At 41.2% G+C, this 13,688-nt stretch carries 17 protein-coding genes; 12 read left to right on the top strand and 5 right to left on the bottom strand.

Annotation, left to right across the window (positions count from 1 at the left end):
• Positions 1-250: 250 nt before the first annotated feature.
• Together H6G79_RS17190 and H6G79_RS17185 are read right to left on the bottom strand one after the other, a co-directional pair.
• Positions 251-637 carry a type II toxin-antitoxin system VapC family toxin gene (locus H6G79_RS17190; protein WP_190590326.1) on the bottom strand — a complete coding sequence of 129 codons (387 nt, stop codon included), beginning with the start codon at positions 635-637 and terminating at the stop codon, positions 251-253.
• Positions 634-849 carry a DUF2281 domain-containing protein gene (locus H6G79_RS17185; protein ID WP_190590327.1) on the bottom strand — a complete coding sequence of 72 codons (216 nt, stop codon included), beginning with the start codon at positions 847-849 and terminating at the stop codon, positions 634-636. Before H6G79_RS17185 ends, H6G79_RS17190 begins: the two co-directional genes overlap by 4 nt.
• A 244-nt stretch (positions 850-1,093) precedes the next feature.
• Here H6G79_RS17185 and H6G79_RS17180 point away from each other — a divergent pair, with 244 nt between their 5' ends.
• From H6G79_RS17180 to coaBC, 6 genes are all read left to right on the top strand, one after another.
• Complete coding sequence (locus H6G79_RS17180) at positions 1,094-2,188, top strand: serine/threonine-protein kinase (protein WP_190590416.1); 1,095 nt, start codon at positions 1,094-1,096, stop codon at positions 2,186-2,188.
• A 47-nt stretch (positions 2,189-2,235) separates the two neighbouring features.
• Positions 2,236-2,412, top strand: a complete 177-nt coding sequence (locus tag H6G79_RS17175) for a hypothetical protein (protein ID WP_190590328.1) — start codon at positions 2,236-2,238, stop codon at positions 2,410-2,412.
• Positions 2,413-2,442: 30 nt separating this feature from the next.
• On the top strand, positions 2,443-4,263 hold the full coding sequence (locus tag H6G79_RS17170) for a helicase-related protein (protein ID WP_199333973.1): 1,821 nt from the start codon (positions 2,443-2,445) through the stop codon (positions 4,261-4,263).
• A 23-nt stretch (positions 4,264-4,286) separates the two neighbouring features.
• On the top strand, positions 4,287-4,928 hold the full coding sequence (locus H6G79_RS17165) for an alpha/beta hydrolase (RefSeq protein ID WP_190590329.1): 642 nt from the start codon (positions 4,287-4,289) through the stop codon (positions 4,926-4,928).
• Positions 4,929-5,081: 153 nt separating this feature from the next.
• Positions 5,082-5,294 carry a DUF2555 domain-containing protein gene (locus tag H6G79_RS17160; RefSeq protein WP_062297109.1) on the top strand — a complete coding sequence of 71 codons (213 nt, stop codon included), beginning with the start codon at positions 5,082-5,084 and terminating at the stop codon, positions 5,292-5,294.
• A 62-nt stretch (positions 5,295-5,356) separates the two neighbouring features.
• Positions 5,357-6,589, top strand: coding sequence for a bifunctional phosphopantothenoylcysteine decarboxylase/phosphopantothenate--cysteine ligase CoaBC (gene coaBC / locus H6G79_RS17155; protein ID WP_190590330.1), 1,233 nt, complete (start codon positions 5,357-5,359; stop codon positions 6,587-6,589).
• Between the two features lie 151 nt (positions 6,590-6,740).
• Here the strand turns inward: coaBC and H6G79_RS17150 are convergent, their stop codons facing one another.
• Positions 6,741-7,364 carry a class I SAM-dependent methyltransferase gene (locus H6G79_RS17150; protein ID WP_190590331.1) on the bottom strand — a complete coding sequence of 208 codons (624 nt, stop codon included), beginning with the start codon at positions 7,362-7,364 and terminating at the stop codon, positions 6,741-6,743.
• A gap of 93 nt (positions 7,365-7,457) precedes the next feature.
• Here H6G79_RS17150 and hemH point away from each other — a divergent pair, with 93 nt between their 5' ends.
• A complete protein-coding gene (gene hemH / locus H6G79_RS17145; RefSeq protein ID WP_190590332.1) occupies positions 7,458-8,624 on the top strand; it encodes a ferrochelatase in 1,167 nt (388 codons plus the stop codon).
• 196 nt (positions 8,625-8,820) lie between these two features.
• Positions 8,821-9,399, top strand: coding sequence for an NADPH-dependent FMN reductase (locus H6G79_RS17140; RefSeq protein ID WP_190590333.1), 579 nt, complete (start codon positions 8,821-8,823; stop codon positions 9,397-9,399).
• A 22-nt stretch (positions 9,400-9,421) separates the two neighbouring features.
• On the opposite strand, the gene H6G79_RS17135 is transcribed toward H6G79_RS17140, so the two are convergent.
• Positions 9,422-10,021, bottom strand: coding sequence for an MBL fold metallo-hydrolase (locus H6G79_RS17135; RefSeq protein WP_190590334.1), 600 nt, complete (start codon positions 10,019-10,021; stop codon positions 9,422-9,424).
• 429 nt (positions 10,022-10,450) lie between these two features.
• Here H6G79_RS17135 and H6G79_RS17130 point away from each other — a divergent pair, with 429 nt between their 5' ends.
• Positions 10,451-10,876 carry a thioesterase family protein gene (locus H6G79_RS17130; RefSeq protein ID WP_190590335.1) on the top strand — a complete coding sequence of 142 codons (426 nt, stop codon included), beginning with the start codon at positions 10,451-10,453 and terminating at the stop codon, positions 10,874-10,876.
• A 16-nt stretch (positions 10,877-10,892) separates the two neighbouring features.
• On the opposite strand, the gene H6G79_RS17125 is transcribed toward H6G79_RS17130, so the two are convergent.
• Positions 10,893-11,531: a glutathione S-transferase family protein gene (locus H6G79_RS17125; RefSeq protein ID WP_190590336.1), complete on the bottom strand. Its 639-nt coding sequence runs from the start codon at positions 11,529-11,531 to the stop codon at positions 10,893-10,895.
• A gap of 212 nt (positions 11,532-11,743) precedes the next feature.
• Here H6G79_RS17125 and H6G79_RS17120 point away from each other — a divergent pair, with 212 nt between their 5' ends.
• The 3 genes from H6G79_RS17120 to gatC all read left to right on the top strand — a co-directional run bounded on the left by H6G79_RS17120 (position 11,744) and on the right by gatC (position 13,468).
• Positions 11,744-12,445 (top strand): SOS response-associated peptidase, encoded by a 702-nt coding sequence (locus tag H6G79_RS17120; protein ID WP_190590337.1) that lies wholly within the window; start codon positions 11,744-11,746, stop codon positions 12,443-12,445.
• A 132-nt stretch (positions 12,446-12,577) separates the two neighbouring features.
• On the top strand, positions 12,578-13,099 hold the full coding sequence (locus tag H6G79_RS17115) for a photosystem I assembly protein Ycf3 (protein ID WP_190590338.1): 522 nt from the start codon (positions 12,578-12,580) through the stop codon (positions 13,097-13,099).
• 75 nt (positions 13,100-13,174) lie between these two features.
• Complete coding sequence (gene gatC, locus H6G79_RS17110; protein ID WP_190590339.1) at positions 13,175-13,468, top strand: Asp-tRNA(Asn)/Glu-tRNA(Gln) amidotransferase subunit GatC; 294 nt, start codon at positions 13,175-13,177, stop codon at positions 13,466-13,468.
• Positions 13,469-13,688 lie beyond the last annotated feature (220 nt).

Genomic DNA, 13,688 nt, shown 5'->3' with positions numbered 1-13,688 from the left:
AACTGCTTCAGTCTTTATGCTTTGTTGGGTGTATCTGTTATTAAAACGTTCGAGTCCAGAGCTTGACGCTTTGAGCAAAAAATTTTGGCGTTGCTGATTACGGGGATGATTTTTGTCTCACGCAAAGGCAAGGCAGCGCGTTGGGCGGCTCTGCCGACTTGAAGCGACTGCCGCGCAAAGGCGCAAAGAGCAAGAGTTTTAAAAGTGGAATTTTATGATTTCATCCCGCATTTATGCAACGCCAAAATTTTTATGTCCACAACAGTTGTACTGGATAAGCCGCAAATGCACGATCACGACTGACGATCACCAAATTATGGCGTATTGCTTGGGCAATTAGAATGCGATCAAACGGATCACGGTGATGGAGTGGGAGTTTGAGGATTTGTATCGTGTCAGCAAAAGCGATCGGCAGGAGGTTGATTCCAGCAGGCTCTAAACTAGCTTCAATTAATTCGTAATTTGCCTGAAGTGAGAGTTTACCGAGGTTAAGCTTGATCGCAATTTCCCATAATGTGGCGATGCTGAGATAAACGCGCTCTGTATGATCAATCTCTGCTTTGAGTGAGTCAGGCAAGTTAGGATCATCTTCTGAATACCAGATAAAAGCGTGAGTGTCCAACAGTAATGCCGTCATTCCATGTATTCCTTCAGATCATCCAAAGGCTCATCGAAGTCTTCTGGTAGGGGTAAGCTAAAAGTGCCTTTGAGGAAGCCAGCTTGACGTTTTGGGGAGACAGATTTGGTTTTGACGTGGTTTGCCAGGAGAAATTGAGTGTAGTGTAAGACTTCTTGCTGGAGAGATTCAGGTAGTTGTTTGAGGTGTTCAAGGATGGTGGTTTCAAGCATCAGACCGCCTTTATAGACACCTCTAATTTTAGCAAAGGGAACCGTGACTTACTGACTAGCACAGGTCTAAAAGTTGAGTTATTCTACTGCATCCCTCAACTGTTTTTGTTGTTCCACTTGAGAGCATCAAGTGTTGGGCGATAGAAGACTTTGAAAAAGTTTTACAAACATGCAGTAATGATACTGGCAAAAAAATATTTTTAAAGTTACATTGAAAACAATGCAGAGTAGCTGTTTGAAAACCATGAATCGCTTTTCTGAAAACATTACCCATTTTCCAGACGAGTACAGTTTACAAAGAAATCAACTGGCTCAATTGTGTGGTTCTACGCAGCTATTCCGCGATCGCTATATGATATTGCGAATTTTAGGTAGAGGTGGCTTTGGCATTACCTTTTTAGCCAGAAACGCCCGCTTACCAGGAAGTCCTTTATGTGTAATTAAACAACTCTGCCCAAAAACCACCAGTACCAAAAGTTGGGAAAAAGCTTGTCAGAGATTTGAACAAGAAGCCAAAACCCTAGCGCAACTTGGTAGTCATTCGCAAGTCCCTATGCTGTTAGACTACTTTGAAAAAAATGGTGAGTTTTATTTAGTGCAGGAATATGTGCGGGGTTGTACTTTAGCGCGAGAAGTCAGACGTAATGGCGTGAAAACTGAAGCCGAAGTGAAGCAGTTTTTACAAGAAATTCTGCCGATATTGCAATATATCCATCAAAATCGGGTAATTCATCGAGATATTAAGCCCCAAAACTTGTTGCGTTGTGAAGATGACCAAAGATTGGTGATGATTGATTTTGGTGCAGTTAAAGAAAAGTTAGTTGATATTTCTGAAGATTCTGGTTACAAAACAGCAACAACTAATTTTGTCGGGACTATGGGATTTGCACCACCAGAACAGTTTGCATTGCGGCCAGTTTACGCCAGTGATATCTATGCAGTGGGAGTCACTTGTCTGTATTTATTAACTGGTAAAGGGCCTTTAGACTTTGAACATGATACATCCACAGGGGAAATTAGCTGGCAAAAAGAAGTGAATATTAGTGATCACTTTGCCCGGATTTTAGGAAAAATGGTGAGGTTTTCCTTAGACGATCGCTTCAAGACTGTAGATGATGTGATTAAAGCATTAAATCTAGAGAAGAATTTACCTAATTTAAGTAACTGTTTAACTACAAAACCCCTGCGAACATTCCAGCCTCAACCCGAACCAAAACCAACCCAACAAACATACATTTCACCGACGGCCAAAACTGCGATCGCAATTCGAGAATGGAAAGCTAAACTTAACCATAAACAATTGCACCGTCAGTTAAATTCTTACTTAACTTCAGTCTAAATATTAAGCATCTCCCTTATCCCTAAATCTCATCTCGCCAAAAACGATTGCCTTCAGCATTTGCAGCGCGGATTCCCACTATAGTTGTCATGGTGGATGAACTCGCTGGTGATGGTGCAGGCGCACCCTTTGTGCGTAATACCAAATTAAAAAATGATTGCGACAGATGGATGACTCAAAAGCTTACCGATCAACCCTTACCCAATCCAAAATCTAAAATCTAAAATCCAAAATGGTATAAGTTAGCAGAATGGTTGGAACAGCAATTTATTAAACCGTTTGAGACAAATCAATCTCCATTTAAAATTGTGCTGATTCTGGCTGATGCTTCACTCAGCAATGAAGTTGTGTTGGATAGCTTTTTGAACTCAGGCGATCGCGCTCCTGATAAAGTTTTAATTAGTCAAAGTCGAAGGGAAGAATCTTTTCGGGTGACAGGGAGTGATAGAAGAACTGGCTTGAAATACCCAACACTACACATCATGACAAATAGCTACCCCGCCAGTAAACTCACGATTGACTACAGTATTAGGTTGTCTCCTATTAAACCAGGTCAAAATAGTGATGGTACAGAGCAAACAATTAGACAAGCAATTCGAGAAAAATCAGAAGAAGAAACCCTAACAAATGCCTATTTAGAAATCAAGGAAGGGTTACACAAGGGAGCAGAGCAATTGATTTTCTTTGCTCAGGATAAAGCTTTTCTGCGTCAATTACAGGAAAAATTGACTACTGGTAAAGAAGCTCTCCTAAACAAAAAAGACGTAGAGGTTTTGGATCAAAGTGTATCACCCGATCAGCGATTGACATTAGTCAAGCCGCCACGACGGGATGAAGTTCGAGTTTTCCTGATGACTTCTTCAGGCGCAAGAGGTGTTTCCTTCCCAAAAACAGATTGCATCATCGCTGCAATTCCCCGATTTAATATTGAAGCCGCTTTAATGGAAGTCGCCCAATTAATTTACCGTGGTCGAGGAATGTATACACATCCAGAAACTGGAGAAGAAGTTTCTGGAGATAACAAAGCAAGACGGTTAGTTATGCTCATCAATGATTTCATCATTGAACGAGAGGATATTGACCCTAAAAGACTATGGTTGCGTCAGTCCAGTGATTTATTAACTTTGCTGGTAATGTTACGCTCTACAATTCTTACCCACATTAAAGGTGATGCAGGACTGAATAAAAATAGAATTGCATTTGTACCCGTTGGTTCTGTTGGGGATGAAGAATTATTGCGTTTGATGTCTGATGATTTATTAGATTTCTTGCGTGAAGCCAAAGTTTTTATTAGCGATAGTCATCCTCAAGAAGCAAAAGCAATTGTTAAAAGGGCGGAACAGTTATCTACAAGCATCTTTAAACATTTCGATTTAAGAGGTCAATCATCCGAAAAAAATGCCAAGTCTTATGCAAATTATCAAACCTTACAAGCTTTAGTGAAAGCTGTGTCTAGGCTTCAGAGTTCTTTACTGCCATCTTTAGATAATGATGCCCTAGAGATACCTGATAGTCTAACTTGTATAGGCCCTTTCTGGATAGAAGATTGGAGCGATCGCAAAACTGAAGAAATATTTAGTTTTGAAGCATGGAAATCTGATATTAAACAAAATAGCAGTCGTCTTTTAGGCTGTCTCAAAGAAATTGCTGAAAGTAAGAAATTCAAATTTCCATCAAAACTCAAACGTCCAGCTAACGAATTATATAAGCTCTTAAGTCGGGAAAAAGAAGGATTTGTGATTGAATCTTCCACAATTCAAGCGTTGAAAACCAAAAACATAGTGATTGGCTTACCTCTAGACTATCCCCATTTCTGGAACGAACAATCAGAAGATGACACCCGTCAACAAGTATTACAAGATCCGCAAGCTTGGAGAAGTGCGCTAGGACGTTCTCTAACTCCTCAAGGCTTAATCATTCCCGTAGTCCCTCACTATCGCACATTTCCTTGGGTAGCTGTGGCAGGTAGACGGATTTTTACACAATTAGAAACAGTTTTTAGCGATCGCTACTTTATGGCATCCAATGAACTCAATCTTCTCAATACCATTCTGCTAGAAGATGAAGCAGAGTAAAATTCTTAGACAATTGAGAAGAGTTGAATTTCAGGAGCAAGCATCTGTCTTTACAATTTATCAATGTCCCCCCGGCTAGTTCTCAACCCCCGGTTGGCTTAATTGTGGCTTTGCACGGTTGGGGTGCTAATGCTGAGGATGTCGCATCTTTATTACCTTATTTCCAGTTACCGAATTACCAGTTTGTGTTTCCCAATGCACCTTATCCCCATCCTTATTCTGCTGTGGGTAAGGCGTGGTATGACTTGCGAATGGAAAATATGTATGAGGGTTTAGCTGAAAGTCGGCAATTACTCACTGACTTTTTGCAATCTTTAGAAAGCAGCACAGACGTACCTTTATCACGGACGATTTTGTGTGGCTTTTCTCAAGGTGGGGCGATGACTTTAGAAGTGGGTTTAAAGTTACCCCTGGCTGGTTTAGTGGTGATGAGTGGATATTTACATCCTGATGCAGTACCAACAGAACAGAAGGATATTCCGCCGACTTTAGTGATGCACGGTACTCAAGATGAAGTTGTGCCATTGCAAGCAGCCTTAAAAACGCGGGAAATCTTACAGTCTCTAGGCTTTAGCGTAGATTACCGGGAATTTGAGGCGGGGCATGAAATTAATCTGCAAATGTTAGAAGCGTTACGAAATTTTGTTTTCAAGACAATTGGGTAGCGTTAAATACAAATTTTTTACAATTATGGTAAAAATCATGCAAATTTTTACGAAAGAAATGCCGTCTAATGAGTAATATAGATTGGGTGGTTGCGTCAAGCGCAACTTTACCCAAGCTGGATGCAAATGCTGCATAAGGGAGGGGCAAGCATTATGAAGACTCTAGGCATTTCCAGAAATGAAATTGCTGCCATGACCGCAGCAGATGTGGAAGACTTAGCTACGCGTCTGGAACTTGATAATTATAGCAATGCTTTTGAAGGTTTGAACGATTGGCATCTACTCCGAGCGATCGCCTTTCAGCGTCCAGAATTAGTGGAACCCTATATCTACCTCTTAGATTTAGAACCTTACGATGAAGCTTAGATGAAGTATGAAGTATGAAGTATGAAGTGTGAAAATAACTTCAGCCTTCATATTTTTTTCTGATGTCTAATCTTCAATCTCCCAGCGAAAAACGCAACAACAGGGTTCTTATTTGTGTAGGCGGCGGTATCGCCGCCTATAAAGTTTGTGAGGTGGTTTCCACTCTATTTAAAAGTGGGGTGGAAGTTCGCGTAATTCTCACCCGTTCAGCGCAAGAATTTATTACACCTTTAACTTTAGCGACTCTCTCCCGTCACCCTGCCTATACAGATGATGATTTTTGGCAACCCACTCACTCCCGCCCGTTGCATATTGAGTTGGGAGAATGGGCAGATTTAATTGTAATTGCACCTTTAACAGCGAATACCTTAGCTAAGTTAACCTACGGGATGGCGGATAATTTGCTGACAAATACGGTGTTAGCTTCGACTTGTCCTGTATTATTAGCGCCTGCGATGAATACGGATATGTGGGAACAGTTAACGGTGCAGCGCAATTGGCAGCAATTGTTAACAGACAGCCGCTATCATGGGATGAGTACAGCATCGGGGTTACTGGCGTGCGATCGCATTGGTGCTGGTAGAATGGCGGAACCAGCAGAAATTGTCACCCGTGTTCATTCTTTATTACATACTGGCGGTAAGCGAGATTTAGTTGGTAAACGTATATTAATTAGTGCTGGGGGAACGCGAGAGTATCTCGACCCTGTAAGATTTATTGGTAATCCTTCTACGGGTAAGATGGGTTTGGCGTTGGCACAAGCCGCATTACATCGTGGTGCAAATGTGACTTTAGTACATGGTGTAGCTAGTTGGGATGTACCTTTGGGTGTGCAAGCTATACCTGTGATTTCAGCCGAGGAAATGCAGCAGGTAATGTTGGAATATTTACCGAATGCTGATGTGATTGTGATGTCAGCAGCTGTGGCTGATGTCAAGCCTAAAGATTATAGTACAGAGAAATTGCCCAAGCGATCGCTCCCCCAAGCTTTACCTCTAGAACCTGTACCTGATATTGTTGCCCAATTAGCCCAACTCAAGCAACCACATCAGTTATTAATTGGTTTTGCTGCACAGTCGGGAGATATCATCACACCTGCAAAGGAAAAGTTGCAGACTAAGAAATTAGATGTGATTGTTGCTAATCCTATAGATCAACCGGATAGTGGTTTTGGGAGTAACAACAATCAAGCCATATTTTTAGATGGGCAGAATCATCAGTTAGAAATTGCCCATTGTTCTAAGTTGGAAATGGCGCATCATCTATTTGATTTTGTGATGAGTCGAGTTGCTTGATTTTTATCTGCGTCCATCTGCGTTCATCTGCGGTTAATTATTAAAATCTTTTACCTCACGCAAAGGCGCATACTTCGACTTACCTCGACTTCGCTCGGTACAAGTCGCTCAGTAAGCAAAGGCGCAAACAGTTAGAGAAAGTTTTAGGCGGTTATTTTTTTGCTTGAATCACTTGTAAGCTACCACCTGCATATAATTGTGTCTTCTCTACTTTGAAGCCGATTTCCTTTAATAACTCTGGTAAATCGGTTTTGATTAACTCCCAAGCTGTTTCTGTTTCAAATAATAGTAAAAACACTGAGACACCAGGCCAAAATATGGGATTGTTTGGTGCATGAAAATCTACTAATGTAAAAACTCCGTCTGGTTTTAGGATTCGATAAACTTCTTGCAGAATTTGTCGTAATTGTGCAGTGTGCATTTCATGTAATGCGGCGCTGGTATGTACCACATCAAAAGAATTCTCCGCAAAGGGCATATTTTCAGCAAAGGCTTCTATATATGAGGCTTCGGGGACATTTTGTCTAGCCCTTTGCAAAGATTTTGGTGAGGCATCTAATCCTGTTACATTTTGTGACATTTTTACTAAAAACTGTGTAGATTGCCCACTACCACAACATAAATCTAATACCTGAGTATCTGAATGAATTGTTAAGCCTTGTAAGGCAAGTTGGCGAAAACGGCTTTCTCCACCGACGCTGATAGCTGCTACGCGGGAAATAGCATCATATAACCATTGATAGCGGTAACTTAAATCTCGTAAAATTGTGGCCATTGCACCGTTCCTGACTGTTAAGCTTTATATTTAATAAAGATATATTGTTAACATTAGTAAAAAATCTGAAAAGGTTGGGGGAAAATAACTGCTATGGGTCGTGTAGGCGTTTTATTACTCAATCTCGGTGGCCCCGATAAATTAGAGGACGTTGGGCCATTTTTGTTCAATTTATTTTCTGATCCCGAAATCATTCGCCTACCATTTCGCTGGTTGCAAAGACCCTTAGCTTGGTTTATTGCCTCCCGGCGCGTGAAAACATCCCAAGAAAATTATAAACAAATTGGTGGTGGTTCTCCTTTGCGGCGAATTACAGAAGCCCAAGGAGAAGCTTTAAGAGAACAGTTGAGTGATTTGGGTAAAGAGGCTAACATCTATGTGGGTATGCGGTACTGGCATCCTTATACAGAAGAAGCGATCGCCCAGCTTACCCAAGATGAAATTGACAAACTGGTAATTCTGCCTCTTTATCCGCAATTTTCTATCAGTACCAGTGGTTCTAGCTTCCGGTTATTAGAAAAACTTTGGCAAGAAGACCCCAAACTGCAAAATCTTGAATACACCGTCATTCCTTCTTGGTATAAACAGCGCAACTACCTCAAAGCAATGGCGGAACTCATCGCCCAGGAAATAGACCAATGTCCTAACCCTGATGATGTACATATCTTCTTTAGCGCCCACGGTGTACCAAAAAGCTATGTAGAAGAAGCAGGCGACCCCTATCAGCAAGAAATTGAGGAATGCACATACTTAATTATGCAAACCCTCAATCGTCCGAATGCTCACACTTTGGCTTATCAAAGCCGTGTCGGCCCTGTAGAATGGCTACAACCTTATACAGAAGATGCGTTGAAGGAATTGGGCGCACAAGGGATACAAGATATCGTGGTTGTACCCATCAGTTTTGTCTCCGAACACATCGAGACACTGCAAGAAATTGACATTGAATATCGAGAAATCGCTGAAGAAGCCGGAATTCACAACTTCCGTCGCGCACCTGCACCTAATACTCACCCAGTGTTTATTCGCGCCTTGGCTGATTTAGTCATTGAAGCACTGGAACAACCCAACTTCAAGCTGTCACAAGCAGCCCAAATGAAAAAAAGGGTGAAGATGTATCCCCCAGAAAGTTGGGAATGGGGTATGACTACCAGTGCAGAAGTTTGGAATGGTCGAATTGCGATGTTAGGTTTTATTGCTTTAATTATTGAGTTAGTGACTGGTCATGGTTTATTACACATGATTGGACTTTTGCAATAAAACAGGGGCTAGGGGCTAGTACCGCTACGCGGAAGTCAAAAGTTAAAAGTTAAAAGTCAAAAAGCTTAGATCACAAGCTTTTAACTAACTTGAAATAGTATCTTTATTTCCGTCGTGTTGTACTAGAAAGGAATATTTTTTGGAAAGTCCTTTAATTCCTACTCCCTACTCCCTATTCACCACTCCCTAATTGACCATGTTTAAAACATTAGTTTTCTACGGTTCCTACAGGAGCGATCGCCAGGGCATCAAAGCTGCTAAATTCATCATTGATCAACTCCAGCAAAGAAACCATGAGGTGATTTTTGTTGATGCGAAGGAATATGACTTTGGCATCTTAGATCGGATGTATAAGGAGTATAATCCTGGTCAGGCTCCGGCAAAGATGACAGAACTGGCAGAACATATCCGCACCGCCGATGGTTTTGTGGTGATTACCGGAGAATACAATCATTCCATTCAGCCAGGGTTGAGTAATCTGATGGATCATTATCTGGAAGAATACTACTTCCGTCCGGCGGGAATTGTTTCTTACTCGGCTGGTGGCTTTGGCGGAGTCCGCGCCGCTATACAGTTACGCTCGTTTCTAGGGGAGATGGGAATGGTAACTATTTCAACTATGTTTGCCATTTCTAAAATTGGCAACTCTTTAGATGAATCAGGTACTCCCCAAGAAGCAAGTTTAACCAAGAAATTTGGTCAATTTTTAGATGAATTGGAATGGTACGAAGAAGCGTTACAACGCCAACGCCGAGAAAAAGGCACTCCGTACTAATTGAGTGATTCCAAGTAAAATATCATAATGTTGCTGCTAATTCTTTTAAGCGCAGATGTCCGTCTCGAAATACTGACCAACCGTCTCCGACTAATACTGTTTCCACCTTGCTTAATTGTGCCAGTCTGCGGATAGAAGCGATCGCTGCTACTGGATCAAGTAACTTTTCTTTTGCCAAAGTAGTTAAACTCCCGGCTGTATGCGCCCGGATTAAATCACCCGTAATTAAGGTAGTCTCTTCTAATAGTAGTGCTAATTCGCCCGGAGTCTTGGAACCTTGGAGTTCAATAATCTTTAATCCAGGGACAAACTCATCACCATCAGACAACCAGCGATCGCAAGCTATCGGGAAAACCTCTTTTTCGGCTGAGGGGGCCGCAATTTTAGCATAAGTTTGCACAGCAATTTCCTTGGCTGATCTCACATGCTCCGAGTTTGTGAGTATAATCCAATCCACACCACCCAGAGATTCCAGATGATTCCAATCGTGGTTAGATAAAGCTACAGGGTCAATTAAGATATTGCCATCTGGACGAATCCAGGCAATCCCATTGAAATCAATATTTCTTGCAGGATTGAAAGTAGACCAGCCATATAAATCGGGACGATGTAGTGATTTCATAATGATTCTGGTACTTTACCTTCAATAAATAGTCAATTAAGTGGGTTGCATCAATAATGTATCAGTAATTTTGTCTGGAGTCCAAACTGAAATTGTATTTTAATCTGACTCACAAGCTGATTTGCTTTTAAGTTGCACACTCTAGTACAAGTCGGCGTAAATAATAAAGACCACACTTTGACCATACAGTGGTTGAATCTCGACACTTCTCCTACCGGAGATGCTACGCGAACGACAAGCTCAGTGCATCGCTTCGCTCGACTACCGCGAAGCCGAAACTCAGTTACCATAAGGAATTGCTAAAAGGCTTGTAGTATCACTTTCTTTCTTTTTCTTTTTGACTCTTGACTTTTGCCTTGTTGTACTAGGAATCGAGACTGTCATTGGTCATTTTTTCCACTTTGATCAAACTACACCTGAATTATTTGTATGCAACAATTTAAGACTTTACTCCGCGTCCGTCACTATGAAATGGATGCTTTAGGGCATGTTAATAATGCCGTTTACCAAAACTATTTAGAACAAGCAGCCATCGAACACTCAGAATATCTCGGTGTAACTTTAGATGTTTATCGAGAGTTAGGTGGTGTTTTTGTGATGCGCCGGGTGGAAATTGACTATCTCCGGCCAGCAGTGGCAGGTGATACTCTAGAAGTGACCACCTGGTTAAAAGAAATGCGTGGTACCCGTGCTTTTCGATGCTATGAAATCCGCAAACAAAGCGAAGCTGATTTATTAGTCACTGCGGCAGCACTATGGGTATGGGTAGATGCTAAAACCATGCGTCCAAAACCAATCCCTCACAAAATTTCTGATAAGTTTTTGCAACTTCAAAACTTAAGTGTGGCTGAATAATCAACCAAGAATGTATTTAGCAAAATTCAGCTTCTTGGGGAATTGGCTGGTATGTAATACTGATGTATCCAGGTTGAGCTTTGATACGTTCTATCCATTTTTGGATTGCGGGAAATCGGGATAAATCAAAACCACCTTCATCAGCTACATGGGTATAAGCAAACAAAGCAATATCAGCAATGGTATAGCGATCGCCAACAAAATACCAACGAGATTGCAGATGATTTTCCATCACTCTTAATGCGGCGTAACCTGGTTCTTGCTTTTGTGCTAACGCCGCTTGATATTCTTGAGCTTTCCCTAAAATTGAAATCCAAAATCGTGATGTGGCAATATAAGGTTCATGACTATATTGTTCAAAAAATAACCATTGCAAAACCTGTGCTTTTAAGAAGCGATCGTAAGGTAAAAATTCTGTGTATTCGCTAAGATAAGCCAAAATGGCATTTGATTCTGTTAAGTATTTCCCTGGTTCAATTTCCAAAACAGGTATTTTGCCATTCGGATTTTTATTTAAGAAATCAGGTGTCCGACTTTCTCCCTTTAAGATATTCACCTCGATTCTGTCATAGGGAATACCCATTTGTGATAATAAAAGACGTACCTTATAGCCATTACCGGAGGGTAAAAAATCGTACAGACGTAGCGTTTCCATGCCAAAAAGATGATGAAGAGTATTAAGAGAAATGAGACTCTAAAATACAATATCTTACAAAATGTTTCGAGTTAAACAGGATAATTATTTTCCTTTTAAGCATCTTCATGAAAACTAGATTTATCTGAGAAAATAAAAAAACAATTATTGATTATTTCTAGTATTTATCAACTTTAAATGTGCAATTTAATTCCAGGGGAGAACTTAAAAATATGTGTGGAAGATTTACCTTAAATCAGTCAGCAGAGTCTCTCAGTAAGGCTTTCAATCTCCTACAAGTTCCCGATTTAGCTGCTCAATATAACATTGCACCTACACAAATGGTGCCAACAGTGCTACATCAACCCAGCAAAGAACAGTATGAATTTCAACAATTACGTTGGGGGTTGATTCCGAGTTGGGCAAAAGATGCAAAAATGGGAGTCAAGCTGATTAACGCCAGAGCCGAAACTGTATCAGAAAAACCAGCTTTTCGAGCAGCTTTCAAGCGCCGACGCTGCTTAGTCATAGCTGATGGCTTTTATGAGTGGCAAAAGCTACAAAGTAAAAAACAGCCATTTTATTTTCGCCTGCAAGATGAGAAACCCTTTGGTTTTGCAGGATTATGGGATGTATGGCACTCACCCGAAGGAGAAGAGATCGCTTCTTGTACAATTATCACTACAACAGCTAACGAATTGTTAGCACCAATCCATGAGCGAATGCCAGTCATTTTGGCACCAGAAGATTACGATTTGTGGCTAGATACACAAGTACAAGCACCCGAAAAACTTCAGCCACTGTTAGATCCTTATCCTGCGGAAGCAATGACAGCTTACCCCGTGGCCAATTTGGTCAACAAGCCCCAGCACAACAGTCCAGAATGTATTATGCCTCTTAGTGAGGAGAATGGCCTGCCAAATCAGTTAAATTAACTATTGAGTGCTGAGTGCTGAGTAAAAATACAAGCCTCTCTACCCTAATAAGGTGTATGCACCCAACCGTGAAACCCTGCAATTCCTAAAAGCATCTTTTGAGCTAGTAGCTGTACAACTATAGAGGCAGTTATGCCAAGAACACAGAAAAACGATAACTTTATTGACAAATCTTTTACAGTTATGGCGGATATCATTCTGAAGATTCTGCCAGCTAACAGAAAAGCTAAAGAAGCATTTGTTTATTACCGAGATGGGATGTCCGCCCAAGCAGAAGGCGAATATGCCGAAGCTTTGGAATATTATGAAGAAGCCCTCACCCTCGAAGAAGATCCCTACGATCGCAGTTATATTTTCTATAACATGGGGCTAATTTACGCTAGTAATGGTGATCATGAGAAAGCCTTAGAACTGTATCACCAAGCAATTGAAACTAACCCACGTCTGCCCCAAGCCTTAAATAACATCGCCGTAATTTATCATTACAAAGGCGAAAAAGCCAAAGAAGCTGGAGATAATGACGGTGGTGAAGCTTTGTTTGACCAAGCAGCCGATTATTGGATCAGAGCCATACGCATGGCTCCCAATAACTACATTGAAGCGCAAAACTGGCTAAAAACCACTGGCCGGATACAAATTGACGTATTCTTTTAGTTATTTGTCATTAGTCCTTTGTTATCTGTAAGGACTAACGACAAATCACCAATCACCCATGACAGATGACAATTTATGATTGATCGTGACCAAGTTCATAAAGTAGCTCTGCTGGCTCGGTTAGAATTAACACCAGCAGAAGAAGAGCAATTTACCACTCAGTTAGGAAACATTTTGGAATATGTAGAACAACTGAGTGAACTAGATGTAAGTGATGTGCTACCAACTACACGCGCAATTGATGTCAGCAACGTGACACGCGAGGATGAGTTACAACCGTATCCAGACAGAGATGCGATCCTCGATAGTGCGCCTGAGCAAGAAGGCGAATATTTCAAAGTCCCAAAAATCCTCAACAGCGAAGAGTAGTAATTACGAAGGCAAAAGGTAAAAGTAAAAAGAAAATTTTTGCCTTTTTACAACGCTCAGTCCTGAGTGCTGAGTGCTGAGTGCTGAGTGCTGAGTAAGAAGAAAGAGGAAGGAAGTACTTCTGCACTATGGTAAAAGCCCCGCCCGATGTTAAGCGGAATCCTATTACCGAGAGAAGGTTGATACCCCACCCCTGGCGATGCACTGAGCTTGTCGAAGT

Source organism: Anabaena sp. FACHB-83, from assembly GCF_014697485.1.
Classification (GTDB): Bacteria; Cyanobacteriota; Cyanobacteriia; order Cyanobacteriales; family Nostocaceae; genus Nostoc_B.
This window is presented reverse-complemented; position numbering and strand designations above follow the sequence as displayed.

What these genes read in the sequence shown, in the direction of transcription:
- H6G79_RS17180 (WP_190590416.1), top strand. Translation starts at nt 1,094, where the DNA reads ATGAATCGCTTTTCTGAAAACATTACCCATTTTCCAGACGAGTACAGT.
- H6G79_RS17130 (WP_190590335.1), top strand. Translation starts at nt 10,451, where the DNA reads ATGCAACAATTTAAGACTTTACTCCGCGTCCGTCACTATGAAATGGAT.
- hemH (WP_190590332.1), top strand. Translation starts at nt 7,458, where the DNA reads ATGGGTCGTGTAGGCGTTTTATTACTCAATCTCGGTGGCCCCGATAAA.
- H6G79_RS17125 (WP_190590336.1), bottom strand. Translation starts at nt 11,531, where the DNA reads ATGGAAACGCTACGTCTGTACGATTTTTTACCCTCCGGTAATGGCTAT.
- H6G79_RS17135 (WP_190590334.1), bottom strand. Translation starts at nt 10,021, where the DNA reads ATGAAATCACTACATCGTCCCGATTTATATGGCTGGTCTACTTTCAAT.
- H6G79_RS17140 (WP_190590333.1), top strand. Translation starts at nt 8,821, where the DNA reads ATGTTTAAAACATTAGTTTTCTACGGTTCCTACAGGAGCGATCGCCAG.
- gatC (WP_190590339.1), top strand. Translation starts at nt 13,175, where the DNA reads ATGATTGATCGTGACCAAGTTCATAAAGTAGCTCTGCTGGCTCGGTTA.
- H6G79_RS17160 (WP_062297109.1), top strand. Translation starts at nt 5,082, where the DNA reads ATGAAGACTCTAGGCATTTCCAGAAATGAAATTGCTGCCATGACCGCA.
- H6G79_RS17190 (WP_190590326.1), bottom strand. Translation starts at nt 637, where the DNA reads ATGACGGCATTACTGTTGGACACTCACGCTTTTATCTGGTATTCAGAA.
- H6G79_RS17120 (WP_190590337.1), top strand. Translation starts at nt 11,744, where the DNA reads ATGTGTGGAAGATTTACCTTAAATCAGTCAGCAGAGTCTCTCAGTAAG.
- coaBC (WP_190590330.1), top strand. Translation starts at nt 5,357, where the DNA reads ATGTCTAATCTTCAATCTCCCAGCGAAAAACGCAACAACAGGGTTCTT.
- H6G79_RS17185 (WP_190590327.1), bottom strand. Translation starts at nt 849, where the DNA reads ATGCTTGAAACCACCATCCTTGAACACCTCAAACAACTACCTGAATCT.
- H6G79_RS17115 (WP_190590338.1), top strand. Translation starts at nt 12,578, where the DNA reads ATGCCAAGAACACAGAAAAACGATAACTTTATTGACAAATCTTTTACA.
- H6G79_RS17150 (WP_190590331.1), bottom strand. Translation starts at nt 7,364, where the DNA reads ATGGCCACAATTTTACGAGATTTAAGTTACCGCTATCAATGGTTATAT.